Annotated in this window: 23 protein-coding genes; 13 read left to right on the forward strand and 10 right to left on the reverse strand. The window is 72.9% G+C overall.

Going from position 1 to position 25,495, the window contains the following annotated elements:
• Window positions 1-36 precede the first annotated feature (36 nt).
• Window positions 37-231: a CsbD family protein gene (locus tag OC439_RS22845; protein ID WP_073829538.1), complete on the reverse strand. Its 195-nt coding sequence runs from the start codon at window positions 229-231 to the stop codon at window positions 37-39.
• 131 nt (window positions 232-362) lie between these two features.
• Window positions 363-1,247, reverse strand: coding sequence for a LysR substrate-binding domain-containing protein (locus OC439_RS22850; RefSeq protein WP_262015215.1), 885 nt, complete (start codon window positions 1,245-1,247; stop codon window positions 363-365).
• Between the two features lie 73 nt (window positions 1,248-1,320).
• Between OC439_RS22850 and OC439_RS22855 the strand changes: the two genes are divergently transcribed.
• Entirely contained in the window at window positions 1,321-2,295 is a 975-nt protein-coding gene (locus OC439_RS22855; protein ID WP_262015216.1) for a DMT family transporter, read from the forward strand.
• Between the two features lie 65 nt (window positions 2,296-2,360).
• Entirely contained in the window at window positions 2,361-2,972 is a 612-nt protein-coding gene (locus OC439_RS22860) for a histidine phosphatase family protein (RefSeq protein ID WP_262015217.1), read from the forward strand.
• On the opposite strand, the gene OC439_RS22865 is transcribed toward OC439_RS22860, so the two are convergent.
• Genes OC439_RS22865 through OC439_RS22885 form a run of 5 tightly spaced genes read right to left on the reverse strand, consistent with a single transcriptional unit; the run spans window position 2,905 to window position 7,079 of the window.
• A complete protein-coding gene (locus OC439_RS22865) occupies window positions 2,905-3,408 on the reverse strand; it encodes an Lrp/AsnC family transcriptional regulator (RefSeq protein WP_128138189.1) in 504 nt (167 codons plus the stop codon). The two genes, OC439_RS22860 and OC439_RS22865, sit on opposite strands and share 68 nt — an antisense overlap.
• Before the next feature lie 59 nt (window positions 3,409-3,467).
• Window positions 3,468-3,683, reverse strand: coding sequence for a DUF433 domain-containing protein (locus OC439_RS22870; protein WP_262015218.1), 216 nt, complete (start codon window positions 3,681-3,683; stop codon window positions 3,468-3,470).
• A gap of 9 nt (window positions 3,684-3,692) precedes the next feature.
• A complete protein-coding gene (locus OC439_RS22875; RefSeq protein WP_013286268.1) occupies window positions 3,693-4,835 on the reverse strand; it encodes an acyl-CoA dehydrogenase family protein in 1,143 nt (380 codons plus the stop codon).
• Window positions 4,832-5,941, reverse strand: a complete 1,110-nt coding sequence (locus OC439_RS22880; protein WP_262015219.1) for a M24 family metallopeptidase — start codon at window positions 5,939-5,941, stop codon at window positions 4,832-4,834. Before OC439_RS22880 ends, OC439_RS22875 begins: the two co-directional genes overlap by 4 nt.
• A 10-nt stretch (window positions 5,942-5,951) precedes the next feature.
• A complete protein-coding gene (locus tag OC439_RS22885) occupies window positions 5,952-7,079 on the reverse strand; it encodes an FUSC family protein (protein WP_262015220.1) in 1,128 nt (375 codons plus the stop codon).
• A gap of 128 nt (window positions 7,080-7,207) precedes the next feature.
• On the opposite strand from OC439_RS22885, the gene OC439_RS22890 reads away from it, so the two are divergent.
• The 9 genes from OC439_RS22890 to OC439_RS22930 all read left to right on the forward strand — a co-directional run bounded on the left by OC439_RS22890 (window position 7,208) and on the right by OC439_RS22930 (window position 17,743).
• A complete protein-coding gene (locus OC439_RS22890; RefSeq protein ID WP_262015221.1) occupies window positions 7,208-7,588 on the forward strand; it encodes a YccF domain-containing protein in 381 nt (126 codons plus the stop codon).
• Between the two features lie 673 nt (window positions 7,589-8,261).
• Window positions 8,262-8,984 (forward strand): FkbM family methyltransferase, encoded by a 723-nt coding sequence (locus OC439_RS22895; protein WP_262015323.1) that lies wholly within the window; start codon window positions 8,262-8,264, stop codon window positions 8,982-8,984.
• A gap of 228 nt (window positions 8,985-9,212) precedes the next feature.
• Entirely contained in the window at window positions 9,213-10,271 is a 1,059-nt protein-coding gene (locus tag OC439_RS22900) for a LacI family DNA-binding transcriptional regulator (RefSeq protein WP_262015222.1), read from the forward strand.
• A 119-nt stretch (window positions 10,272-10,390) separates the two neighbouring features.
• Window positions 10,391-12,067 carry an ABC transporter substrate-binding protein gene (locus OC439_RS22905; RefSeq protein ID WP_262015223.1) on the forward strand — a complete coding sequence of 559 codons (1,677 nt, stop codon included), beginning with the start codon at window positions 10,391-10,393 and terminating at the stop codon, window positions 12,065-12,067.
• A gap of 86 nt (window positions 12,068-12,153) precedes the next feature.
• On the forward strand, window positions 12,154-13,263 hold the full coding sequence (locus OC439_RS22910) for an ABC transporter ATP-binding protein (protein WP_262015224.1): 1,110 nt from the start codon (window positions 12,154-12,156) through the stop codon (window positions 13,261-13,263).
• Complete coding sequence (locus OC439_RS22915; protein ID WP_262015225.1) at window positions 13,260-14,237, forward strand: ABC transporter permease; 978 nt, start codon at window positions 13,260-13,262, stop codon at window positions 14,235-14,237. The genes OC439_RS22910 and OC439_RS22915 overlap by 4 nt, the downstream gene beginning before the upstream one ends.
• A gap of 3 nt (window positions 14,238-14,240) precedes the next feature.
• Window positions 14,241-15,287, forward strand: coding sequence for an ABC transporter permease (locus tag OC439_RS22920; RefSeq protein WP_262015226.1), 1,047 nt, complete (start codon window positions 14,241-14,243; stop codon window positions 15,285-15,287).
• Window positions 15,284-16,291 (forward strand): ABC transporter ATP-binding protein, encoded by a 1,008-nt coding sequence (locus OC439_RS22925; protein WP_262015227.1) that lies wholly within the window; start codon window positions 15,284-15,286, stop codon window positions 16,289-16,291. The genes OC439_RS22920 and OC439_RS22925 overlap by 4 nt, the downstream gene beginning before the upstream one ends.
• Before the next feature lie 39 nt (window positions 16,292-16,330).
• Complete coding sequence (locus OC439_RS22930) at window positions 16,331-17,743, forward strand: GH1 family beta-glucosidase (RefSeq protein WP_262015228.1); 1,413 nt, start codon at window positions 16,331-16,333, stop codon at window positions 17,741-17,743.
• Window positions 17,744-17,768: 25 nt separating this feature from the next.
• On the opposite strand, the gene OC439_RS22935 is transcribed toward OC439_RS22930, so the two are convergent.
• Window positions 17,769-19,013, reverse strand: a complete 1,245-nt coding sequence (locus OC439_RS22935) for an ROK family transcriptional regulator (RefSeq protein ID WP_262015229.1) — start codon at window positions 19,011-19,013, stop codon at window positions 17,769-17,771.
• A 142-nt stretch (window positions 19,014-19,155) separates the two neighbouring features.
• On the opposite strand from OC439_RS22935, the gene OC439_RS22940 reads away from it, so the two are divergent.
• Window positions 19,156-20,553 (forward strand): glycosyl hydrolase family 18 protein, encoded by a 1,398-nt coding sequence (locus tag OC439_RS22940; RefSeq protein WP_262015230.1) that lies wholly within the window; start codon window positions 19,156-19,158, stop codon window positions 20,551-20,553.
• A 44-nt stretch (window positions 20,554-20,597) separates the two neighbouring features.
• Here the strand turns inward: OC439_RS22940 and OC439_RS22945 are convergent, their stop codons facing one another.
• Window positions 20,598-22,076, reverse strand: a complete 1,479-nt coding sequence (locus tag OC439_RS22945; RefSeq protein WP_262015231.1) for a M1 family metallopeptidase — start codon at window positions 22,074-22,076, stop codon at window positions 20,598-20,600.
• Between the two features lie 82 nt (window positions 22,077-22,158).
• Between OC439_RS22945 and sthA the strand changes: the two genes are divergently transcribed.
• Window positions 22,159-23,562 (forward strand): Si-specific NAD(P)(+) transhydrogenase, encoded by a 1,404-nt coding sequence (gene sthA, locus OC439_RS22950; protein ID WP_262015232.1) that lies wholly within the window; start codon window positions 22,159-22,161, stop codon window positions 23,560-23,562.
• Between the two features lie 135 nt (window positions 23,563-23,697).
• On the opposite strand, the gene OC439_RS22955 is transcribed toward sthA, so the two are convergent.
• Window positions 23,698-25,485: a gamma-glutamyltransferase family protein gene (locus OC439_RS22955; protein ID WP_262015233.1), complete on the reverse strand. Its 1,788-nt coding sequence runs from the start codon at window positions 25,483-25,485 to the stop codon at window positions 23,698-23,700.
• Window positions 25,486-25,495 lie beyond the last annotated feature (10 nt).

The raw sequence follows: 25,495 nt of genomic DNA on the forward strand, positions 1-25,495 counted from the left end.
CCACCTCAGCGATGAGGTGGCCCGCCGTTCGCGTACTCACTTGTTGAAGGCGTCCTTGACGTCGCGGCCCGCCTGCTTGGCGTGCTCCCCGGCCTGCCGGGCCCGCGCCGTGCTCTGCTCGGAGGCGCCCTCGGCCCGCAACCGCTCGTTGTCGGTCACGTCGCCGATCCGCTCCTTGGCCATGCCGCTCATCTCCTGGGCCTTGTTCTTCGCCTTGTCGGTGAAGCTCATGTCGCCCTCCCTCGTCCGGCTGCGCCTTGCCCTTGTCGCGTCCCCGGTGCGTGTCGTGTCAAACGCCGTTGACCGGCGCACATCGCGTAGGGCGTCCTAGGATAATAGGTTGAAAGTGTGTGCCTACCGGTTCAGGTCGCGGACGCGGTGAGGGCGGGCGCCGGTGGCGTGCCCCGGGTGACAGCCACCAGGCGGCGCCGGAGAGCGGTCTCGGCGATGCCCCGCACCGCCAGCGCCGGGTCGTCCCCGGGCAGGGCCAGCGCCGGCATCAGGGCGACCGCCGCCCCGGCCCGGACCAGCTCCAGCTGCACGTCCGCGTCGCTGGACCGGTGCCGCAGGTCCGGTTCGTAGCCGCCGAGACGGCGGCACGTCCCGACCACCATGGCGTGGTGCCCGGTGCCCTCGGCGGAGGCCGTCCACACCTCGGACCGCAGGTCGGCGACCGCGACGTGTCCCCCGGTCCCGGCGAGGGGATGCGCGGCGGGAAGCACGAGCCGCAAGGGCTCCTCGAGCAGGAGCGTGAAACGGAGCCCCGCCGGGCGGGGGCGGGGCTGACTGTCGTACTCGTCGCCGATGACCAGGTCGACGGCGCCCAGCCGCAGGCCCGGCAGGGACTGTTCGAGTTCCAGCTCGAAGATCTCCACCCGCACCCGCGGGTGCTCGGCTCTCATCCGGGCCACGGCCGGCACGAGCAGGCGGCGCGCCGCCGATTGCAGGCCGCCCGCCCGTACGCTCCCCCGGACGTCACCGTCGAGCGCGGCCAGGTCGGCCTCCGCCGCCTCCGCCGCCGACAGCAGCACCCGGGCGTGCCGGGCGAGCACGTGCCCGGCCTCGGTGAGCCGTACGCCGCGGCCCGCCCGGCCCAGCAGCCGGACACCCGCCTCCTTCTCCAGCAGGGCCAGCTGCTGCGACACAGTCGACGGGCTGTAGCCCAGAGCCGCGGCGACAGCGGCCATCGTGCCGCGCTCCTCGAACTCCCGCAGGAAACGCAACCGCCGCAGGTCCAGCTCGATCATGCGGGAATCCTAATGATTCACCTGCGGAATTCATCGCTGGACCCGAGCAGTCGGCACCGGTGATCCTTGGCGCGTGGGTGCCGCGCTGTGTCTCCTGTCCGCCGCCTGTTTCGGCGCGATGGCCGTCTTCGGCAAGCTCGCGTACGACGCCGGTGTCTCCCCGACGGCTCTGCTGCTGGTGCGTTTCGGCCTGGCCGCCGTACTGCTCGGGCTCGTCCTGCTCACCCGGCCGGCCCGGCGCCGCGCGGCGCCGGGCGACGACGGCGGTGTGCGGCCGGCGACGAGGCGCGGGCGGGTGGTGGCCGTCGCCCTCGGGCTGGGCGCGATCGGGTACGCCACACAGGCGAGCCTGTACTTCTCCGCGCTCGAACTGATGGACGCGTCCCTGCTGGCGCTGATCCTCTACACGTACCCGGTCCTGGTGACGGTGGCGGCGGTCCTGCTCGGCCGGGACCGGCTCAGCCCCAGACGCGGTGCGGCGCTGGTGGCCGCCTCGGGTGGAACGCTGCTGGTCCTGCTCGGCGCCGGTGGCGCGGGCTTCCATCCGCTCGGGGCGCTGCTGGCCTTCGCCGCCGCCGTCACCTACACGGTCTACATCCTGGTCTCCGACACCGTCGTGCACCGGCTGGCACCCGTGGCGCTGTCGGCGCTGGTGATGACGGGTGCCGCCGGCACCCTCGGCGCTCGCGCCCTGGTCACCGGCGGCGTCGACCTGAGCTTCGGGTGGCGGGGATGGTTCTGGCTGGCCGCCATCGCCGTGATCTCCACGGTCGTGGCGATGCTGGCGTTCTTCGCCGGGCTGAAGCGGACCGGTCCGTCGACCGCGGCCATCCTGTCCACCTTCGAACCGGTGGTCACCGCCGCGCTGGCCACGCTCACCCTCGGCGAGGCCCTGACCCCCGCGCAGCTCGCCGGCGGCGCGCTGGTGCTGGCCTCCGTCGCGGTCCTGCAACTGCGCCCCGGCGACGCACGCGCCCGGGAACGGGCGTCCGGCCGGCCGGTCCCGGCACGCGACGGCCTGACCGAACCCACGCCGGCGGCCCGCTAGCGCCCGCTTCCCCGGTTAACCGTCGGCGGCGGGCCGGGCCCGCCCCGGCGTGGTTGACTGGGCCGGTGAACGAGATCCTGCTGATCCGGCACGGCGAGACCAGCTGGAGCGCCGCCCACCGGCACACCTCGTACACCGATCTGGACCTGACCCCCGACGGCGAACGGCAGGCCGGCGCGCTGGCCCCGCTGCTCGCCGGCCGGCGCTTCGCCCGGGTGCTGTCCAGCCCCCGGCAGCGGGCCACCCGCACCGCCGCCCTGGCCGGGCTCACCGTCGACGCGATCGAGCCGGACCTGGCCGAGTGGAACTACGGCGAGTACGAGGGCCGCACCACCGCGGACATCCAGGCCGACCGGCCCGGCTGGTCGATCTGGACCGACGGCGGCCCCGGCGGCGAGTCACCGGAGCAGGTGGGCGACCGCCTGGACCGCGTGCTGGACCGGATCGCGCCGCTGCTGGAACAGGGCGACGTCGCGCTCGTCGGGCACGGGCACAGCCTGCGCGTGCTCGGGGCGCGCTGGATCGGGCTGCCGCCCTCGGCCGGGGCGCTGCTGCGGCTGGACACCGCCACGCTCAGCGTGCTCGGGCACGAGCACGGCCGGCGGGTGCTCAGGCGGTGGAACCTGCCGGCTCCGCCGACGGGCGGGGACGACCCCGGCCGGTCAGCTCGCCACTGATCTTCGGCGGCCGGTTCTCGTACGGCGTGGACAACACCACTGTCGTGCGCGTGGTGACGTTCGCGGCGGTACGGATCTCCTGCAGCACCCGCTCCAGGTCGGCCGGGCCGGCCACCCGCACCAGCAGGAGATAGAAGTCCTCCCCCGCCACCGAGTAGCACGAGTCGATCTCGGGCAGGTGCGCCAGCCGCTCCGGCGCGTCGTCCGGCTGGGACGGGTCGAACGGCCGGATCGCCACGAACGCGGTCAGCGGCAGGTCCAGCGCCTCGAACGACACCCGCGCGGCGTACCCCTTGATCACCCCGCGTTGCTCCAGCCGGCGGACCCGCTGGTGCACGGCCGACACCGACAGGCCCACCCGCTCGGCCAGATCCGTGTACGACAGCCGACCGTCCCCGGTCAGCGCGGCGACGATGGCACGGTCGATCTCCTCCACGCGCTGCACAGTAGCCGGAAAAGCGCTCCCACGCCGTACCCGGCCCGCCGTGGTGACGCTCAGCGCGCCGTCCGGTCGCGCACCGCGTCCGCGGCGTAGTTCAGCACCTCCGCGATGTCCTCCTCGTCCAGGAACGGCAGGTCGGTGAGGATGTCCGTGACGGACATGCCCTCGGCCATCATGGCCAGCAGGGTGGCCACGGGGATGCGCGACTGCCGGACGCAGGGCGCACCCCCCATGACGTCGGGGTCCACGGTGATCCGGGGGAAGGTCACCGCGACAGGCTAGCCCTTCGCCAGCGCACGCGAGATGACCAGACGCTGGATCTGGTTGGTGCCCTCGACGATCTGGAGCACCTTGGCCTCCCGCATGTACCGCTCGACCGGGTGGTCGGCGACGTACCCGGCGCCGCCGAGCACCTGCACCGCGTCGGTGGTCACCCGCATCGCCACGTCAGTGGCGAACAGCTTCGCCTTGGCCGCCTCGATCGAGTACGGGCGGCCGGCGTCGCGCAGCCGCGCGGCGGCGAGCGTGAGCGCCCGCGCGGCGGAGATCTGGGTGGCGGCGTCGGCCAGGTTGAACCCGAGCCCCTGGAAGTCGATGATCGCGCGGCCGAACTGGCGGCGCTCCCGGGCGTAGCCGACCGCGTAGTCCAGCGCGCCCTGGGCCAGGCCCACCGCGCACGCGGCGATGCCCAGGCGGCCGGAGTCCAGCGCGGACATCGCGATGGTGAACCCGGCGCCCTCGCCGCCGATCAGCCGCTCCGCCGGCACCCGGGCGTCGTCGAAGGCGATCTGCGCGATCGGCGAGGCGTGCAGGCCCATGGTGCGCTCGGCGGCCTGCGGGTGGATGCCCGCCGTCGACCGGTCGGCCAGCAGGCAGGAGATGCCCTTCGGGCCGGGACCGCCGGTGCGGCAGAAGATGTTGTAGAAGTCGGCCACCCGGGCGTGGGTGATCCACGCCTTGGTGCCGGTCACCACATACGCGTCGCCGTCGCGCACCGCCCGCGTGGTCAGGGCCGCCGCGTCCGAGCCACCCTGCGGCTCGGAGAGGCAGTACGCACCGAGCAGCTCCCCGCCGATCATGTCCGGCAGCAGTTTGCGCTGCTCGTCCGTGCCGAACTGGGCCAAGGGGTAGCAGGACAGCGTGTGCACGCTGACCGCCTCGGCCACTGCCAGCCACCGGCTGGCGAGGATCTCCAGAACCTGGAGGTACACCTCGTACGGCTGCGCCGCGCCGCCGTGCTCCTCCGCGTACGGCAGGCCGAGCAGGCCGGCCCGGCCCAGGGTGCGCAGCACCTCCCGGGGGAACTCGGCGCGGGCCTCGAAACCGGCGGCGGCCGGAGCCAGCTCCCGGTCGGCGAGTTCGGTGGCGAGGTCCAGCAGGTCGTGGGCCTCGTCGGTGGGCAGGATCCGGTCGACGTTCATAGCGCGATGAGCTCCGTGGGGGTGGTGTTGAGCCGTTGCCCGCCGTCCGTCGTGCAGACGACGATGTCCTCGATCCGGGCTCCGTGCCGCCCGGCGAGGTAGATCCCGGGTTCGACCGAGAAAGCCATGCCGGCCTGAAGCGGCCGGGGGTTACCGGTCACCACGTACGGCTCCTCGTGGCCGTCGAGGCCGATGCCGTGACCGGTGCGGTGCAGGAAGGCGTCGCCGAAACCGGCGGCGGCGATGACGTCGCGGGCGACCGCGTCGAGGGCCTCGGCGGTCACACCCGGCGCGACGGCGGCCACGGCGGCGCGCTGCGCCTCCCACAGCACCGCGTAGTAGTCCACGAACTCGGCCGGGGCGGGACCGCCGGCGACGTACGTGCGGGTGCAGTCGGAGCGGTAGCCCGACGGCATCGTGCCGCCGATGTCGACCACCACCGGCTCGCCGGCGCCGATCGGGCGGTCCGAGATGCCGTGGTGCGGGCTCGCGCCGTTCGGCCCGGCCGCGACGATGACGAAGTCGACGGCGGCGTGCCCGGCCGCCCGGATCGCGGCGGCGAGGTCGGCGGCGACCTCGCGCTCGGTGCGGCCGGGGCGCAGCCACTCCCCCATCCGCAGGTGCACCGCGTCGATCGCGGCGCCCGCCTCGGCCAGCGCCGCCACCTCGGCCGGCGACTTGCGGATCCGCATCTCCCGCAGCACGTCGGAGGCGAGCCGCTGGGCCGCGCCGGGCAGCGCGTCGCGCAGCGCGAGGACCTGCTGCGCCCACATCCGGTCGGCCAGCCCGACGGCGCGGACCGGGCCGGGCAGCGCCGCGCGCACCAGCGGCCACGGGTCGGTGCCGTCGGCGTGGTCGACGATCCGGTACCCGGTGCCGGGCGCGGCCTCGGCGTCCGGCCGCTCCAGCACCGGCACGATCAGCGTCGGCTCGCCCTCGGCGGGCAGCACCAGGCAGGTCAGCCGCTCCCCCTCGCGGGCGTCGTAGCCGGTCAGGTAGCGCAGGTCGGAACCCGGGGTGAGCAGCAGCGCGTCCAGGCCCGCCGCGGCGGTGGCGCGCTGGGCCGCGACGAGACGCCCAGCGGGGTACAGTTCCTCGATTCCCACACCCCGAAGCTTAACGGTCGTTTGGGTCCGGACGGGAGTCCGGGCGATGCTCGCAGACGCCGGCCATCCGGTCCGCCTCGATCTTGGTCATGCCCGATGCCCGGAGCAACTCGCCGACCACGATGAGCAGCTGCGAGGCCACGATCGTGCCGGAGAAACCCAGACCGGCGGCACGCGCCCGGCCGGCCTCCCGCGCGGCGTCCCGCGCCCGCGCCCGCGCGATGTCCGGCGGCCGCCCGGCCAGGAAGTCCCGGTGCAGCAGCCGCAGCGACTGCCCGAACGCCTCGACCCCGGCCGGCAGGGCCGCCGGAACCGGCTCCCCGGCCTCCAGCAACGCCACCACCCGGCGCACCATGCTGCGGCTGTTCGTGTACGCCAACTCCAGGTGGGCGCCCGCGTTCTCGTAGCGGCGCAACTGGGCCCGTCGCCGCCACCGCCACGGTGACAGCGACGTCACCTCGCGGGCCGCCGCGACGATCTCGGTGGTCTGTTTCCGCTCGACCTCGGCCGCCTCCAGGCGACGCAGCGCCCCCTCGGCCTCCCCGGCGTCCCGGGCGGTGAGCGCGTTCGCCGTGGCCGTCAGCTCGTTGGCGAACAGGTCCAGCGTGGGCCCGGCCGCGCGGTGCACCACCCGGACCGGGTTCAACGGCAACAGCAGCAGCGCCACCACCACCGCCACCGCGCCGCCCACCAGCGCGTTCGCGGTACGCGGCACGGCCAGGTCGGGCGCGTTGGGCTCCACGGTGCCCAGCAGCACAGCGGTGCTGCCGGCCTGCACCATCACGGCGCCGTTGCCCCGGATCACCACCGCCAGCGAGATCGCCAGCGCGACCACCAGGCCGGTCTGCACCGGACCGGCCCCGATCAGCTTGATGATCAGGTCGCCGACCAGCACGCCGACGATCACACCGCCGAGCAGTTCGGCGGTACGGCGGATCCGGTTGCCGATCGCCGCGGCGATGGTGCCCACCGCAGCCGCCGGCGCGAACAGCGGCTGCGGGTTCTTGAGCAGCGTGCTCGCCACGTACCAGGCCAGACCGGCGGCCAGACCGGCCTGGAGAGCCACGATGAAGTACCGGCGCAGCCGCTCGTACGCCTCCCGGATCTCGCGGCGCGCCGCCGGAGCCACGGGGGTCACCGCACCGCCCGCCTGCCCGGGCACCACAGGCACGAGGGCTCGGGCTCGATCACGCCCTCCTCTACCCGGCACTCACGCCGGTATTCCCACGCCGCCACGCGCTTGCGGACGCGAGGGATCATCGAGTGGTGATCCGCTTTCTGCTGAACCTGCTGTGGCTCGTCTTCGGCGGCGGCTTCGTCCTGGCCCTGGGCTACGGCATCGCCGCCCTGATCTGCTTCGTCCTCGTCGTCACCATCCCCTTCGGCGTGGCCTCGCTGCGGCTCGCGTCGTACTCGCTGTGGCCGTTCGGCCGCACGATCGTGCGCAAGCCGGGCGCCGGGCTGCCCTCCGGCCTGGCGAACGTGCTCTGGGTGGTGCTGGCCGGCTGGTGGCTGGCCCTGTCGCACATCCTCGCCGGCATCGCGCTCTGCGTGACGATCATCGGCATCCCGTTCGGGGTGGCGAACTTCAAGCTGGTCCCGGCGGCGCTGTGGCCGCTCGGCCAGGAGGTCGTCGAAACGCCGTAACCGCGTAGGCGGTCCGGCCGCCTCGCCGTTCCGGCTGACCGCTGGCGGTCGGCAGGGCTGACCGTCAGCAATAGGCGCGGCTGACCGTCAACAGTCGACGTGGCCGACGGGCCGACCGTCGGCGCGGCCGTTCCCCTGCGCCCGTCCACCTCTCCCCGCCACGGGGGATTCACCGGCCACTGGCACGCCATGGGTGTCTCCGGCCCTGTTTGGCACCCATGGCGTTCCAGTCGCACCACGGTCGCACGGCGACTTGACGTTCGCGGCCGAGGACGACCCGCCACGATCTCGGCCACCGGGACCAGTGTCCCGCGACGCGGGACGGCATGAAGATCTTGGTACGAAGTGGCCCCCCTGAGGGCCTTTTCGTACCAAGATCGCGCAGGTCCCGAGCGCGAGCCCGGAGGCGCGCGTCTGAAGCGCGAACGTCAGCGCCGCAGCCGCAATGAGGCCCCAGCTGGCCGCGAGACCAGCCCCCTTCCCGTGGTGGCGGCCAGCTCCCTGTTCGCCGTGAGCGACCGGCCTCGCCACCCTTACGGCATCCTAGGAGGATGGGGTGATCGCCCCACCTCGGCGGCGGGAAGGATGCGAATGCGGCTCGCACCAGCGCGGCGCTGGCTAGCGTCGAGGGGTGCGGGACGGGGTGATCGAGGCGCTCAAGGCGGACCCGGCGATGTCCGGTCTGCGCCGGTCGCTGGACTTCTATCACGGCGACCCGGCACGCGAGGCCGCCCTCGACGCGTTCTACGCCCCGCTGGTCCGCGCCGGCGACCTGGTCTTCGACGTGGGCGCGCACGTGGGCGACCGGCTGGGCAGCTTCCGCCGTCTCGGTGCGCGCGTGGTGGCGGTCGAGCCGCAGCCGCTGTGCGCCCGGGTACTGCGCGAGATGCACGCGGGCGACGACGGCGTGACAGTGGTGGAGGCGGCCTGCGGGCGTACCGCCGGGCCGGTGCGACTGCACGTGAACTCGGCCAACCCGACGGTCTCCACCGCCTCCCCCGGGTTCGTCCGCGCCGCCGACGGGGCGCCCGGCTGGGCGGGCGAGACCTGGGACGCGCAGATCGTGGTGCCCGGCACCACGCTGGACGTACTCGTGGCCGCGTACGGCGTTCCGGCGTTCGTGAAGATCGACGTGGAGGGCTTCGAGGACGCCGTACTGGCCGGGCTGAGCCGGCCGGTCCCGGCGCTGTCGTTCGAGTTCACCACCATCGCGCGGGTGGCGGCGGCGCGCTGCCTGGACCGGCTCACCGCGCTCGGCTTCACCCGGTTCACCGTGGCGATCGGTGACGAGATGGAGTTCGCGCTGCCCGGCTGGCGTCAGGCCGCCGCTGTGGCCGCGTACCTGCGCACGCTGCCGGACGAGGCCAACTCCGGGGACGTGTACGCCCGCCCCTGAGCGTCCATTTCGGACTGCCGTCGACGGAGAACCAAGGCATCGACCCTGCTCATCGCCGTAATCGGCGGAGACGCAGCCCGGGCACTTTTTTCAAGGCTCGAACTTAGCAGTACATCGTTACTCATCTGTGATTGACGTGAGCCGCGCCACTTGGATTGACTGCCACGGAACCGCTTCCGCAACCGGTTCCGAAACACCCCGCTCATCCCTGCGACCCGGGAGCGTCACGTGCCGATCACCATCGCCGACGTCGCCACCCGCGCCGGGGTGAGCAAGACGACGGTCTCCCGGGTGCTGAACGGCAAGGGCGAGGTGCACATGCGCACCGCCGACCGGGTCCGCGCCGTGATCAGCGACCTCGGGTACGTGCCGAGCGCCCGCGCGGTCGGGCTGGCCCGAGGCCGTACCCGGGTGGTCGGGATGCTGGTCCCGGCGCTGACCTGGCCCTGGATGGGCGAGGTGCTCCAGGGCGCGGCCGACGTGGTCGAGGCCGCCGGCTACGGCATGCTGCTGTTCACCTGCACCCACGGCGACGAGTCGATGCGCCGGTTCGCCTCCCAGGTCTCGGCCAAGTCGTTCGACGGCCTGCTCGTGGTCGAACCCGAGGGGACGCTCGACTACATCACCGATCTGCACCGGCGCGGCCTGCCGGTGATCCTCATCGACGACCGGGGCCACCAGCCCGGCTTCCCGTCGGTGCGGACCACGAACGAGGCGGGCGCGCGGGCCGCCGCCACGCACCTGCTGGCACTCGGCCGGCGCCGGCCGCTCGTCGTCACCGGCCTGCGCCGCTTCGGCTGCACCCGGGAACGGCTCGCCGGGTTCGCCGGCGCCTACGCCGACGCGGGCGTGCCGGTCGAGCCGGACCGGGTGGTGGAGGGCGACTTCACCTTCGAGTGCGGGCGCGCGGCGGTGCGGCGGCTGCTCGCCGACGGCGTACCGTTCGACGCCGTCTTCGCACACAACGACCTGTCGGCGGCCGGGGCGTTGCAGGCGCTGCGCGACGCCGGGCGGCGCGTCCCGCAGGACGTGGCGGTGGTCGGCTTCGACGACCTTCCGCTGGCCGGGCACACCCACCCTCCGCTGAGCTCCGTGCGCCAACCGCTGCGGGAGATGGGTACGGCCGCGGCCCGCCTGCTCATCGGCCACCTCGCCGGCACGCCGCTGCCGGACACCCCGACCGTCATCCCCACCGGCTTCACCGCCCGCGACTCGACGACCACAAGCGACCCGACCGCACCGGACTCGACAGACGCGCGGGAGCCGACGGGCACCCGCGACACCTGACCCCACCCCCCGCCGTACCGGCGACCACGCCGGCGGGCCCGCCCGCCGGTGGCACCACCGCACACCCTCCATCCACCACATCCCGCCCGACGAATGCGGGACCACCGAGGGAGACCTCCATGAGAAGACGGCAACTCCTCGCCCTCGCGCTGGCCGGCGCGATGGTCACCGGCGCCGCCGCCTGCGGCGACAGCCCGAACGCCAACAAGAAGAGCGGCCAGGCCGCGACAGTGCTGAACGTCGGCATGCCCAACGGCCCGCAGGCGGAGAACAACAACCCGTTCCTCACCACCTCGGCCGCCGCGTCGCTCGGCTACCGCTGGCAGATCTACGAGCCGCTGATGATGTGGAACCCGGTCAAGCCGGCCGAGCCGTTCAAGCCGTGGCTGGCCACCAAGGCCGAGTGGTCGTCGGACTACAAGACGGTCAAGGTGACCATCCGGGAGAACGCCACCTGGTCCGACGGGCAGAAGGTCACCGCCGAGGACGTCGCGTTCACCTACAACCTGGTGAAGAAGTTCCCGGCCCTCAACGACCAGGGCGTGCCGTACACCGACGCCGTGGCCAGCGGCAACGAGGTCACCATCTCGATGGCCAGCCCGCAGTTCGTCAACCAGCAGAAGGTGCTGTGGCGGGTGCCGATCGTGCCGAAGCACCTGTGGGAGAAGATCGCCGACCCGGCCACCGACCCGGTGAAGCAGCCGGTCGGCAGCGGCCCGTACACGCTGAAGTCGTTCACCCCGGCGAGCATGACGCTCGCGGTACGCGACAGCGGCTACTGGCAGGACGCGCCGAAGGTCAAGGAGCTGCGGTACACGTCGTACACCGACAACAGCGCGCAGACCACCGCGCTCGCCAACGGCGAGTCGGAGTGGAGTTTCGTCTTCATCCCGAACTACCAGACCGTGTTCGTGGCGAAGGACCAGAAGAACCACAAGATGTGGGCGCCGCCGGTGCTGGGCATCCACGGCCTCTACCTGAACACCACGAAGAAGCCGTTCGACGACCCGACGCTGCGCAAGGCGATGAACATGGTGATCGACCGGGCGGACATCTTCACCACCGCCGAGGCCGGCTACTTCCACCCCGAGGTCAAGAGCGTGACCGGCCTGCCCAGCCCGGCCGGTGACTCGTTCATCGCACCCGAGTACAAGGGCCAGGAGCACAAGGTCGACGTCGAGGGCGCCAAGGCGCTGCTCACCGGCGCCGGCTACAAGCTCGACGGCAACACGCTGAAGGACCGCAGCGGCAAGCCGGTCACGATCCGGCTCACCGACCCGGCCGGCTGGTCCGACTACCAGACCAGCCTGGAGATCGTGAAGGGCAACCTGGCGAAGATCGGCATCGCGGCCACCGTCGACAAGGCCAACCAGGACGCCTGGTTCCGCAACGTCGAGCAGGGCAACTTCGAGGCCACGTTCCGGTGGACCGAGAGCGGCGCCACGCCGTACGACATCTACCGGACCATCATGGACGGCCGCGTGCTCAAGCCGGTCGGCACCGCCTCCCCGGCGGGTAACTTCGGCCGGTTCCAGAGCAAGGAGGCCACCGACGCGCTGGTGTCGTACGCCAACGCCACCGACGACGCCGCCCGTACCACCGCGCTGGCCACCCTGCAGAAGATCTTCGTCGAGCAGGTGCCGATGATCCCGGTCGGCGCGGACAACATCGGCGGCGCGTACAGCACGAAGAACTGGACCGGCTGGCCGGACGACTCGAACCCGTACGGCGCGCTCCAGCCCACCCAGCCCAACGCGGTGGACGTGGTGCTGCACCTCAAGCCGGCCAACGGCTGACCCGGTGCCGCCGGCCCGGCCACGATCGCCCGGCCGGGCCGGCGGCGCCCGCCCCTCGCTTCGGCAACCCCAGACAGGAATGCGGCATGACGTTGACCGAGAGCGCACCGGCGCCGGCCGACGAGGTGGTGCTGGAGGCCGTCGGCCTGACCAAGCACTTCCCCGTCCGCCGGCGGCTGCGTGACCTCCTCTCCCGCACCCCGGCGGTGGTGCACGCCGTCGACGACGTATCGATCGCGCTGCGCCGTGGCCGGGTGACAGCGCTCGTCGGCGAGTCCGGCTCGGGCAAGTCCACTGTGGCCCGGCTGCTGGCCCAGCTCTACCCGCGCACCGCCGGCGACATCCGGCTGCACGGCGAATCGACCCGGGTACGCGGCGGGCGCCGGTTCCGGGCGTACGTGCGCCGGGTGCAGCTGATCCTGCAGGACCCGTTCGCCTCGCTGAACCCGGTGCACACGGTCCGCTACCACCTGACCCGGTCGCTGCGCATCCACGGCAACGCCGGGGCCGGGCCGGACGGGCTGGAGAAGGCGCTGGCCGACCTGCTGACCCGGGTCGCGCTCGCCCCGCCGGAGCGCTACCTGGACGCGTTCCCGCACGAGCTGTCCGGCGGGCAGCGCCAGCGCGTCGCGATCGCGCGGGCGCTCGGCGCCGACCCCGAGGTGCTGCTCGCCGACGAGCCGGTGTCCATGCTCGACGTCTCGATCCGCCTCGGCGTGCTCAACCTGCTCCAGGACCTCAAGGACCGGCTCGACCTGGCGATCCTCTACATCACCCACGACATCGCCTCGGCCCGCTACTTCGCCGACGAGACGATCGTCATGTACGCCGGGCGGATGGTCGAGGGCGGCGACAGCGAGACGGTCACCCAGCGCCCGGCCCACCCGTACACCCGGTTGCTGATCGAATCGGCGCCGGACCCGGAGCGGATCACCGGCGCGGGCGGCGACGGCGCGGCGGCGGGTGAGCGGAGGCACGGCGAGCCGCCCAGCCTGATCCGCCCGCCGGCCGGGTGCCGGTTCCACCCGCGCTGCCCGGCGGCCATGCCGCGCTGCGCCACCGACCTGCCGCCGCCGATCCCGGTCGACGACGCGCCGGGCCACTGGGCGGCCTGCTGGCTGTACGACGCCGAGACCGTGGCGGCGGCGAGGACCGGAACCGACGTGGCCGCAGCCGGAACGGAGGCGGCCCGATGAGGTTCCTCCTGCAACGCGTGGCCTTCTACCTGTTCACCGCCTGGGCGGCGATCACGCTCAACTTCTTCATCCCGCGGATGGTGCCGGGCGACCCGGTGCAGTCGCTGATCTCCCGCAACCAGGGCCGGATCAGCGCCGACGCGATCGCGTCGCTGCGGGTGCTGTTCGGGCTGGACTCCGACCGTTCGCTGTGGGAGCAGTACGTCGCCTACTGGGGGCAGCTCCTGCGCGGCGACCTGGGCCTGTCGTTCACGTTCTTCCCCGCCCCGGTGTCGGAGGTGATCGGGAGCAGCCTGCCGTGGACGGTCGGCCTGGTCGGCGTCACCACGATCGTCAGCTTCCTGCTCGGCACCGCGCTCGGCGTCGGCGCCGGCTGGCGGCGCGGCTCGTGGATCGACGGGCTGCTGCCGGCCACCACGTTCCTGTCCTCGATCCCGTACTTCTGGCTGGGCCTGGTCGCGATCGCGCTGTTCGCCGGACCGGGCAGCTTCTTCCCCTCCTCCGGCGGCTACGAGCCGGGCCTGGTGCCGGCGTTCGACGCGTACTTCGTGCCGAGCGCGATCCAGCACAGCATCCTGCCCGCGGCGACCATCCTGGTGTCGTCGATGAGCGGCTGGATCCTCAGCATGCGCAACATGATGGTGACCGTCGCCAGCGAGGACTACATCACCGTGGCGCACGCCAAGGGGCTGTCCGAGCGCCGGGTGGCGCTCAGCTACGCCGCCCGCAACGCGCTGCTTCCCAACGTGTCCGGGTTCGCGCTGTCGCTCGGTTTCATCGTCGGCGGCACGCTGCTCGTGGAGATCGTCTTCTCGTACCCGGGTCTGGGGTTCCAGCTCTTCCAGGCGGTGGGATCGAAGGACTACCCGCTGATGCAGGGCATCTTCCTGATCATCACGATCTCCGTGCTGGTGGCGAACCTGCTCGCCGATGTGGCGTACCTGCTCCTCGACCCGCGGACCCGAAGGAGCTGAGCGATGACACTCTCCCCGTCCAGCATCGAGCAGGTCATCCCCGGCCAGGGGGCGATGGCGCAGCCGTCGGCCCGGGCCCGCCGCCGCCGGTTCCGCTTCGTCGCAAACGCCAAGGCCGCGACCGGCCTCGCCGTCCTCGGGGTGTACGTGCTCCTGGCGGTGATCGGGCCGTGGATCGCGCCGTACGACCCGGACGCCCGCAGCGCCGACGTGCTCCAGGCGCCCTCGGCCCGGCACTGGTTCGGCACCACCCACCTCGGGCAGGACATCTTCAGCCAGATCCTGGTCGGCGCGCGCAGCGTGATGGTGGTCGGCCTGATCGCCGGCGTGCTCGCCACGATCCTGTCCGTCCTCATCGGCGTGACCGCCGGCTACCTGGGCGGCGCAGCCGACGAGGGCCTGTCGGCGGTGTCGAACGTGTTCCTGGTGATCCCGGCGCTGCCGCTGATCATCATCGTCACGTCCCTGGTCGACCAGGCCAGCGACATGCTCGTGGCGCTCATCATCGGCCTCACGTCGTGGGCGTGGGGCGCCCGGGTGCTGCGCGCCCAGACGCTGTCGTTGCGCCGCCGCGACTACGTCGAGGCGGCACGGGCCACCGGCGAGCGGACCTGGCGGATCATCGGCTTCGAGATCCTGCCCAACCTGACCGCGATCATCGCCTCCGGCTTCGTCGGCACCGTCATCTTCGCGGTGATGTCGGAGATCACCCTGGCGTTCATCGGCGTCTCGTCGGTGTCGTCGTGGAACTGGGGCACGATCCTGTTCTGGGCGCAGGGACAGCAGGCGCTGGCGCAGGGCGCCTGGTGGTGGTTCGTCCCGGCCGGGCTGGCCATCGCGCTGCTCGGCACCGCGCTGGCGCTGATCAACTTCGGCATCGACGAGTTCGTCAGCCCTCGGCTGCGCACCGGCGGCCGGACCCGGATCCGTACCGCCGACGGGCGCACCGTCGCGATGCGCGTCGGATTCACCCCGGTCCTCGCGCCGAACCCGGCGCCGGTCCCGATGCAGCGGCCGGCGGACCCCATCCGAGAGGACGCGACCTCATGAGCGACCAGGTGCTGGAGATCCGCGGGCTGTGCGTCGACTACGGCGTCGGCGCGGACGCGGTCCGGGCGGTCCGCGACGTCGACCTGACGCTGCACCGCGGCGAGGTGCTCGGCCTGGCCGGGGAGAGCGGCAGCGGCAAGTCCACGCTCGCCTACGGGCTGACCCGGCTGCTGCCCCCGCCCGGCGTGGTCAGCGGCGGCCAGGTCATCTACCACCCGGCCGACGGCCCGCCGGTCGACGTGCTCACGCTCAGCCCGGCGAAGCTGCGCGCGTTCCGCTGGGCGGAGACGTCGATCGTGTTCCAGGGCGCGATGAACTCGCTGAACCCGGTGCACAAGGTCTCCACCCAACTGCTCGACGTGATCCGGGCACACGAGCCGAAGAGCACGGCGGCGAGCCGGTCGGCCCGGGCCAAGGATCTGCTGCGCCTGGTCGGCATCTCCGCCGACCGGCTGGACAGCTACCCGCACCAGCTCTCCGGCGGCATGCGGCAACGGGTCATGATCGCGATGGCGCTGGCGCTGGAACCGCAGGTGGTCATCATGGACGAGCCGACCACCGCGCTGGACGTGGTGATGCAGCGGCAGATCCTCGGCCAGCTCGCCGAGCTGCGCGAACGCCTCGGCTTCGCGGTGCTGTTCATCACCCACGACCTGTCGCTGCTTGTCGAGTTCTCCGACCGGATCGCGATCATGTACGGCGGCCGGATCGTCGAGGAGGCCCCCGCCGCCCGGCTGTACCGGGAACCGCTGCACCCGTACACCGAGGGGTTGCTGCACTCGTTCCCGGCGCTGCACGGACCGCGCCGCGAGCTGACCGGCATCCCCGGCTCCCCGCCGGACCTGCGCGCCATGCCGTCCGGCTGCGCGTTCCATCCCCGCTGCCCGAAGGCGTTCGACGGGTGCGACGAGCAGGTGCCGGTGCTCGGCGCCCCGCGCGTCGACGACCCGGCGCGGGCCGTCGCGTGCCGGCTGCACCCGGCCGTCGCGCCCCTGTCCCGCTGACCCGCCCGACACCACCACCCGCTACCCGCGAGGAGAACCATGGACACCGATCTCACCCGCCCGTCGCCGGTCGCCGGCGCGGACCCGATCGACACGCTGCCGCCGACCTTCCGGTGGGGGGTGGCGACGTCGTCGTACCAGATCGAGGGCGCGGTGGCCTCCGACGGCCGCACCCCGTCCATCTGGGACACGTTCTGCCGGGTGCCGGGCGCGGTGGCGAACGGCGACAACGGCGACGTGGCGTGCGACCACTACCACCGGATGCCGCAGGACGTCGCGCTCATCGCCGACCTGGGACTGGACACGTACCGGTTCTCGGTGGCCTGGCCGCGGGTGCAGCCGGGCGGGCGCGGCCCGGCGAACGTGGCCGGGCTGGCCTTCTACGACCGGCTGGTGGACGAGCTGCTCGGCCGGGGCGTCGAGCCGTGGGTGACGCTCTACCACTGGGACCTGCCGCAGGAACTGGAGGACGCGGGCGGCTGGCCGAACCGGGACACCGCGTACCGGTTCGCCGACTACGCGGAGCTGGTCTTCGCCGCGCTCGGCGACCGGGTCCGCACCTGGACCACGCTCAACGAGCCGTGGTGCTCGGCGATGCTCGGGTACGCCTACGGCGACCACGCTCCGGGCCGGCGGAACCTTGGTGACGGCATCGCCGCGGCCCACCACCTGCTGCTCGGGCACGGGCTGGCGACGCGGCGGCTGCGCGAGGCGGCCCGCTCCCCGATCGAGCTGGGCCTGACGCTGAACCTGTCCACCGCCGACCCGGCGACCGACAGCGCTGCGGACCGGGACGCGGCGCGGGCCGCCGACGGGCTGGCCAACCGGCTGTACCTCGACCCGGTGCTGCGCGGGGAGTACCCGCAGGACGTGATCGCGGACCTGGCCGCCGAGGGGGTACGCATCCCCGTCGAGGACGGCGACCTGGACGTCATCGCCACCCCCATCGACGTGCTCGGGGTCAACTACTACTTCGGGCAGCTGCACTCCGGCGTGGACGAGCAGGGCCGGGACCGCGACGACGACGGCAAGCCGGTACGCCGGGTGGTCCGCCGTGACCTGCCACGTACCGCGATGGACTGGGAGATCGTGCCGGAGTCCTTCACCGACCTGCTGGTCCGCCTGCACCGCGACTACCCGGGCACCCCCATGGTGATCACCGAGAACGGTGCCGCGTTCGACGACGAGCCGGACGCCGACGGGTTCGTCACCGACGACGACCGGGTCGGCTTCCTCACCGAGCACCTGCGGGCGGTGGCCCGGGCCCGGGCGGCCGGCGCCGACGTACGCGGCTACTTCGCCTGGTCGCTGCTGGACAACTTCGAGTGGGCGTACGGCTACGACAAGCGGTTCGGCATCGTCCGGGTCGACTACGACACGCAGCGCCGCACTCCCAAGCGCAGCGCGCTGTGGTACCGCGACACCGTGCGGCGGGTACGCGGGCAGCGCTGACGCCACCGCGTGGGGGCCGGGCCGGTCAGTGGCGCCGGCCTTGCCCCCACGCCGGACTCGGGCGGGCGGCCGGGTCGCGGGCCACGCCGCCGTCGCGCAGCAGCCGGGTCATCGGCAGGGTGGCCGCGCCCATCGCGACCGCGTCCGGTCCGAGCCGGCACAGCTCGATCGAGGTCTGCGCGTACGGCTGGCGCAGCGCGTGCCGCGCGGTCGCCTCACGGATCGCGGGCAGGTGCCGTTCGCCCAGGGCCAGCCCGGCCCAGCCGCCGAGCACCACCCGCTCCGGGTTGAACAGGTTGACCAGGTTCGCCACCCCGGCACCGAGGTAGCCGACCGTCTCGTCGATCACCTTCGCGGCGGTGCTGCCGGTGGAGCGCAGCAGCTCACCGAAGGCGGTCTCCTCGTCCGCGCCGGGTGCCGGGCGGCCCCGGTTGGCCTGGCGGAACCGGTCCAGCACCGCCTCCGCCCCGACGTACGCCTCCAGGCAGCCGAGGTTGCCGCAGCGGCAGCGGCGGCCCCCGTACACGATGGTGGTGTGGCCCCACTCCCCGGCGCTGCTGTGCGCGCCGCGGTAGCCGACGCCGTCGGCGACCACGCTCGCGCCGACGCCGGAGCCGACCAGGGCGACCACCGCGTGCCGGACGCCGCGGCCGGCGCCGAACCACATCTCGGCCTGGCCGAGCGTCTTCGCGCCGTTGTCCACGTGCACCGGTACGTCGGTGCCGGCGCGCAGCATCGCGCCGAGCGGCACGCCGTCCCAGCCGAGCGTCTGGGCGTGCACGACGGCGTCGGCGGTGCGCTCGACGGTGCCGGCGACGGCGACGCCGAAGCCGAGCACCGCGGCCGGGTCGACGCCCGCCTGCTCGGTGACGGCGGCGAGGCCGTGCCGCAGGTGAGCGGCGACCCGCTCGGGGTCGGGATCGGCCGCCGTGATCGGGTACTCCGCCTTGGCCAGCGCGGTCATGCTCAGGTCGAACAACTCCACCTGGACGCGGGTCTCGCCGACGTCGGCGCCGACCAGGTAGCCGTAGCCGGGCGCGACGCGCAGCAGCACGCGGGGGCGGCCGCCGTCGGACTCGACCGAGCCGGCCTCCTCGACCAGGCCCTCGTTGATCATCTCGCCGACCAGGTTGCTGACGCTGGCCAGGCTCAGCGCGGTGGACTGGCCCAGTTCGTGCCGGCTGAGCGGGCCGTCCAGCCAGATCCGGGTCAGCAGGACCGACCTGTTGGCCCGGCGCATGTCGCGCACCGTGGTGCGTCTGGCGTCCACGTCCGCCGCCGTCCTTCCCGGCCGCCCGCCGGCGGCTTTCGTTCCTGCTTCATGCCCTGAACGGGGTGGTGACAGGGTACGCCGCATTTACACTTAACAAAGTTAACTGATAGCCTCCGGCGCATCGATGAGGAGGTATGTCATGCGACTCGGACGTGGGATGACCGCTCTGCTCGGTGGCGTCGCGCTGCTCGCCGCCACCGCCGCTGCCCTGCCCGCCACCGCCGCCACACCGACCGGCGCCGTCGGCGCGCTCGTCGCGTGTGACGCGCCGGCCTGGGCCGAGGGCGTCACCTGGACCGCGGGCAGCCGCGCGACCTACGGCGGCCGACTCTACCAGGCGCTCGTCACGCACACCCCGCCGGCCGGCGCGGGCTGGACCCCTGCTGCCGTACCGGCGCTCTGGACCGACCTCGGCGCCTGCACCGGCGGCACGCCGTCGCCGAGCCCCACCACCCGGCCGCCGTCGCCCACCCCTTCCGCCTCCACCTCCCCTTCCCCGACGCGGACGCCCACGCCCACGCCCACGCCCACGCCCACGCCCACGCCCACGGTGTCGTCCAGCCCGACCACGCCGGGCGGGGACACCTGCGCGCTGCGGTCCCGGCCGGCCGGCAAGGTGCTCCAGGGCTACTGGGAGAACTGGGACGGCGCCGCGAACGGCGTACACCCCGGCCTCGGCTGGATCCCGGTCACCGACTCCCGGATCACCGGGCACGGCTACAACGTGGTGACCGCCGCGTTCCCGGTCATCCGCGCCGACGGCACAGTGCTCTGGGAGGACGGCATGGACGCCGGCGTCAAGGTGCCCACCCCCGCGCAGGTGTGCCAGGCCAAGGCCGCCGGGCTCACCGTGCTGCTGTCCATCGGCGGCGCCACCGCCGGCATCGACCTCAGCTCCAGCGCCGTCGCCGACCGGTTCGTCGCCACCGTCGTGCCGATCCTCAAGCGGCACAACTTCGACGGCATCGACATCGACATCGAGACCGGCCTGACCGGCAGCGGGAACATCAACCAGCTCTCCCCCTCGCAGGCCAACCTGATCCGGATCATCGACGGGGTGCTGGCCCAGATGCCGGCCGGCTTCGGGCTCACCATGGCGCCGGAGACCGCGTACGTCACCGGCGGCAGCGTCACCTACGGCTCGATCTGGGGCGCGTACCTGCCGATCGTCAAGAAGTACGCCGACAACGGGCGGCTGTGGTGGCTGAACATGCAGTACTACAACGGCTCGATGTACGGCTGCGCCGGTGACTCGTACCCCGCCGGCACGGTGGCCGGTTTCGTCGCGCAGACCAACTGCCTCGACACCGGCCTGGTCGTGCAGGGCACCACCATCCGCGTACCGCTGGACCGTCAGGTCCCCGGGCTGCCCGCGCAGGTCGGCGCCGGCGGCGGCTACATGAGCCCGGCACTGGTGGCCCAGGCGTGGAACACCTACCAGGGCCGCCTGAAGGGCCTGATGACCTGGTCGGTCAACTGGGACGGCTCGAAGGGCTGGACGTTCGCCGACAACGTCCGCTCGTTGCAGGGCCGCTGAGACGCGGCGCGGGGCCCCGCCGTCCGGCGGGGCCCCGCGGCGGGTCAGCCGATCTTCTTCGGGGTGATCTTCTTCGGTGTGGTCGGGGAGTCCAGCCAGGCGTTGATCAGCGCGGTGAAGTCCCGGCCGGTCTGCTTGTTGACGAAGGCGATGAACGAGGCCCGGTCCTGCGGCGTGTTGCGCTGCTCCTGGACCCAGGCGCGGGCCAGCGCGAAGAACGCCTTGTCGCCGACCGTCCGGTGGATCTCGCGCAGCATCGCCGCCGGACACAGGTAGACGTTCCCCTCGGCGAACCGCTTCGGGTCGGGCCGGCCGGGCGGGCCCAGCTTCTTGCGCAGGACGGCGTCACCCTCGCGCAGGTACCGGTCCAGGCTGGCCTCGCTGAGCTTCAGCGTCTCCTTGGTGTACAGGTCCTGGATGTACGTCGCCCAGCCCTCGTTCAGCCACAGGTCCGTCCAGGTGGTGGGCGTGACCGAGTTGCCGAACCACTGGTGGGCGTACTCGTGCAGCAGGTCGCTGCCCCAGCGGTCCCGGCGGGCCGCGGTGTTCTCGATCTTCCGGCCCATTGTGATCATCTGCTGGGTCTCCATGCCCGACGCCGAGTCCACCACCACGACGCCGCCGGAGGGGAACGGGTACGGGCCGAACTTCTTCTCCAGCCAGGCCAGGTACTGCGGGGACTTCTTCAGGTACGGCAGCAGCTTGTCGTCCGCGCCCTTGCGGTACCAGTAGGTCAGCGGCACGCCGCGCGGCCCCGCCGCGGTCAGCTTCTGGTACTTCCCCACCGCGAGCGTGGTCAGGTAGGTCGCGACCGGGTCGGTGCTCCGGTAGCTGAACGTGGTGCCGGACTGACCGGCGGGCGTGCCGCCGGCGATCGCGGACCAGCCTGCCGGCACTGTCACCCGGATGTCGTAGAGGGCCTCGTCCGACGGCTGGTCGTTCGCCGGGTACCAGGTGAACGCCCCGAACGGCTCCTGCATGGTCCAGAGGCCGCCCTCCTTGGTGACGGTGAGACCCAGGGCCTCGGTGTCCTTGCGGTGCGACGGCATCGGGGTCGTCTTCGGCCGGCCGTGGTAGGTGACCACCAGGGTCACCGGCTCGTCCGCCACCACCGGGGCGGACACGGTCAGCTTCTCCTTCGCCACCGCGCCCGGAACCGTCGCGCCGTCCAGCGTGACGCTGTCGAGCTGGTAGGGCATGAAGTCGAGAACCACGTTCGGCGCGTCCTTCACCGGCCGGATCCGCAGCGTGGCGGTGCCGGTGAGGGTGGTGGTCGACGGCGCCCACTCCAGCGCGAGGTCGTAGTGCAGGACGTCCAGCGCGTCGGTGCCCCGGGCCGGATAGACCGGGTCGGCCACCGGCGTCGACCGCCCCGCCTGCCAGGCGGCGTAGTCGACGGCGGGCGCGGTCGGGCTCGGCGGAGTGGAGGCGGAGGGGGTCGCGGCCGGGGTGGCGGGAGTGGTGGTGCACCCGGCGACGAGCAGCGGTCCGAGGACCATGATCAGGGTTACGGGGCGGCGCATCAGCGCACCCTACGGCAGTTTTCGATCTTCGTGGGGGCGTCTCGGCTGGCACCGGTTGCGAGACCCTGCGAGGCTGGCGCTCGTGTATGACTACGACCTGCTGGTGCTGGGCTCCGGACCGAGTGGACAGAAGGCGGCGATCGCCGCGGCGAAGCTGGGCCGCCGCGTCGCGATCGTGGACCGCCGCGACATGCTCGGCGGGGTGTGCATAAACACCGGCACCGTGCCGTCCAAGACGTTGCGCGAGGCGGTCCTCTACCTGACCGGGCTCAGCCAGCGCGACCTCTACGGCAGCAGCTACCGGGTCAAGGAGGACATCACCGTCGCCGACCTGGCCGCCCGCACCCAGCACGTGATCACCCGGCAGACCGACGTCATCCGCAACCAGCTGGCCCGCAACAAGGTCTCGCTGATCACCGGCACCGGCCGGTTCGCCGACGCCCACTCCGTCTGGGTGGACGCCGGCTCCGGCCGGGAGACCCGGGTCAGCTTCGACAAGGCGGTCATCGCCGCCGGCACCCGCCCGGCCCGCCCGGACAGCGTCGACTTCGACGACCGGACCATCGTCGACTCCGACGGCGTCATCAACCTCCAGGCCGTCCCGCGCAGCATGGTCGTCGTCGGCGCCGGGGTGATCGGCATGGAGTACGCGTCCCTGTTCGCCGCGCTCGGCACCAAGGTGACAGTGGTCGAGCGCCGCCCGCGGATGCTCGACTTCTGCGACGAGGAGATCGTCGAATCCCTGAAGTACCACCTGCGGGACCTGTCGGTGACCTTCCGCTTCGGCGAGGAGGTGGCCGCCGTGGAGAAGCACCGCAGCGCCGCGCTCTGCGTCCTGCGCAGCGGCAAGAAGATCGCCGCCGACACGGTGATGTACTCCGCCGGCCGGCAGGGGCAGACCGACGACCTCGCGCTGGAGGCGGCCGGGCTCACCGCCGACCACCGGGGCCGGATCACCGTCGACGCCGACTACCGCACCGCCGTCGAGAACATCTACGCCGTCGGTGACGTGATCGGCTTCCCCGCGCTGGCGTCCACCTCGATGGAACAGGGCCGCCTGGCCGCCCAGCACGCGTGCGGCGAACCGGCGCGCGGCATGTCGGACCTGCAACCGATCGGCATCTACACCATTCCGGAGATCAGCTTCGTCGGGAAGACCGAGGAGGAGCTGACGGATGCGTCCGTCCCGTTCGAGGTGGGCATCGCCCGCTACCGGGAGCTGGCCCGGGGCCAGATCGTCGGCGACTCGTACGGGATGCTGAAGCTGCTGGTCTCACCCGAGGACGGGAGGCTGCTCGGGGTGCACGTGTTCGGCACCGGCGCCACCGAGATCGTCCACATCGGGCAGGCCGTGATGGGCTGCGGCGGCACCGTCGACTACCTGTTGGACGCCGTCTTCAACTACCCGACGCTTGCCGAGGCGTACAAGGTGGCCGCCCTGGACGCCGCCAACAAGATCCGCAACATCACCCGCATCGACACCTGACGAACCCTGCCCTCTCCCCCCGCCCCGTCCCGGCCCTCGTTGATCTTGCACTTTCGGCCCGACTCGCGCCCGTTATGCCGACTATGCCCGGGCAGCAAGTGCAAGATCGACGGGGAGAGAGGGCGGGAGGGTCGGTCAGCGGCCTGTGGCGTAGCCCTGGGCGCCTCGGGGATTCGCCGCGGCGGACAGGACCCCGGTACGCGGGTCGTGGGTCACCGCGCACATGCGGCCCAGGCTCCACGGGTCGGACAGGCGTACGGTGTGGCCCCTGGCGCGCAGGCCGGACAGCACGTCGGCGTCGATCCGGTCCTCCAGCACCAGCACGCCCGGCTCGACCTCGCGCGGATAGAACGACGCCGGGAAACTCGCGGTGTGCCACGTCGGGGCGTCGATCGCCTCCTGCAACTCCTGCCCGCCGGCCAGGTGCCGCAGCAGGAACAGCAGCTGCCACTGGTCCTGCTGGTCGCCGCCGGGCGTGCCGCAGGCCATCACCGGCTCGCCGTCGCGGAGCACGAGCGTCGGGCTGAGCGTCGTACGCGGACGACGCCCCGGCCGCAGCGTGGAGGCGAGCCCCTCCTCCAGCCAGCACATCTGCAACCGGCTGCCGAGCGGGAAGCCCAGCTCCGGAATGGTGGGTGAGCTCTGCAGCCAGCCGCCGCTGGGCGTGGCGGAGATGATGTTGCCCCACCGGTCCACCACGTCGACGTGGCAGGTGTCGCCGCGGGTCACGCCGTCCGCCCGTACCGTGGGTTCGCCGGTGCTCGGATCCTGCGGGACGGCCCCGCGACCCGCGTCGGCACGCAGGTGGGACGGGAGCCGAGGCGGCTCGCCCGCCGGGCTGCCGGGGCGCAGCGTCGTGTCGGCACGGTCGCCGACCAGCGCGGCCCGCGCACTGGCGTACTCGGCCGACAGCAGCGCGGAGGCCGGAACATCAGTGTCGCCGTACCACGCCTCCCGATCGGCGAACGCGAGCTTCAGCGCCTCGGCCTGCGCGTGGATGCCCTCCAGGCTCGACGGGTCGTGGACACGCGGGTCGTCGAGCGCGTCCAGGATGGAGAGCGTCTGGAGCAGCACCGGGCCCTGGCCCCAGAAGCCGGTCTTGGCGATCGTGTGCCCGTGCCAGTCCAGCGTGACCGGTTCCTCCCAGGTGGCCGACCATCCGGCCAGGTCGTCGCCGGTGACCAGCCCGGCGTGCGCACGCCCGCTGGAGTCGCGGAACGGCAGCCGGCTGAACGCGTCGATCGCCTCGGCGACGAAACCCTCCCGCCAGGCGCGCCGGGCCGCCTCGATCTGCGCCTGGCGGTCCGGACCGGCGGCCCGTCCCGCGTCGACGAGGCGGCGCAGCGTGTCCGCGTACGCCGGGTTGGTGACCATCTCCCCCGGCGCTGGCGGGCGGCCGTCGCGGAGCCAGAGCCGCGCGGAGGTCGGCCAGTCGTCGGTGAACAGTGACCGGACCCGCGCGACGGTCTGCCCGGCGGCGCCGACCAGCGGGTGGCCGGCGGCGGCGTAGCCGATCGCCGGTTCCAGCACCTCGGCGAGCGTGCGGGTGCCGTGGTCGCGCAGCAGCAACAGCCAGGCGTCGACGGCGCCCGGCACGACCGCGGCGAGCGGGCCGGCGCCCGGCACGAGGTCCAGGCCGAGCGACCGGAAGTGCGCCACAGTCGCGGCCGCCGGCGCGGGGCCCTGGCCGCAGAGCACCCGCGGGGTGGGGTCGGTCGCGGTGGCGAGGATCGCGGGCACCTCACCGGCCGGGCCGTTGAGGTGCGGCTCCACGACGTGCAGCACGAACCCGGCGGCGACAGCGGCGTCGAAGGCGTTGCCGCCGCGTTCCAGCACACCCATCGCGGACTGGCTGGCCAGCCAGTGCGTGGACGAGACCATGCCGAACGTGCCGCGCAGCGTCGGCCGGGTGGTGAACGTCATCGGCGGTGAG

The sequence above is a fragment of the Micromonospora sp. Mcm103 genome (assembly GCF_024519755.1).
In the GTDB taxonomy this organism is placed as follows: Bacteria; Actinomycetota; Actinomycetes; order Mycobacteriales; family Micromonosporaceae; genus Micromonospora; species Micromonospora aurantiaca.

Coding starts and splice junctions, on each gene's coding strand:
- OC439_RS22925 (WP_262015227.1), top strand. CDS start 15,284: ATGAGCGACCAGGTGCTGGAGATCCGCGGGCTGTGCGTCGACTACGGC.
- OC439_RS22930 (WP_262015228.1), top strand. CDS start 16,331: ATGGACACCGATCTCACCCGCCCGTCGCCGGTCGCCGGCGCGGACCCG.
- OC439_RS22915 (WP_262015225.1), top strand. CDS start 13,260: ATGAGGTTCCTCCTGCAACGCGTGGCCTTCTACCTGTTCACCGCCTGG.
- OC439_RS22905 (WP_262015223.1), top strand. CDS start 10,391: ATGAGAAGACGGCAACTCCTCGCCCTCGCGCTGGCCGGCGCGATGGTC.
- OC439_RS22895 (WP_262015323.1), top strand. CDS start 8,262: ATGTCCGGTCTGCGCCGGTCGCTGGACTTCTATCACGGCGACCCGGCA.
- OC439_RS22945 (WP_262015231.1), bottom strand. CDS start 22,076: ATGCGCCGCCCCGTAACCCTGATCATGGTCCTCGGACCGCTGCTCGTC.
- OC439_RS22955 (WP_262015233.1), bottom strand. CDS start 25,485: ATGACGTTCACCACCCGGCCGACGCTGCGCGGCACGTTCGGCATGGTC.
- OC439_RS22845 (WP_073829538.1), bottom strand. CDS start 231: ATGAGCTTCACCGACAAGGCGAAGAACAAGGCCCAGGAGATGAGCGGC.
- OC439_RS22875 (WP_013286268.1), bottom strand. CDS start 4,835: ATGAACGTCGACCGGATCCTGCCCACCGACGAGGCCCACGACCTGCTG.
- OC439_RS22910 (WP_262015224.1), top strand. CDS start 12,154: ATGACGTTGACCGAGAGCGCACCGGCGCCGGCCGACGAGGTGGTGCTG.
- OC439_RS22940 (WP_262015230.1), top strand. CDS start 19,156: ATGCGACTCGGACGTGGGATGACCGCTCTGCTCGGTGGCGTCGCGCTG.
- OC439_RS22850 (WP_262015215.1), bottom strand. CDS start 1,247: ATGATCGAGCTGGACCTGCGGCGGTTGCGTTTCCTGCGGGAGTTCGAG.
- OC439_RS22920 (WP_262015226.1), top strand. CDS start 14,241: ATGACACTCTCCCCGTCCAGCATCGAGCAGGTCATCCCCGGCCAGGGG.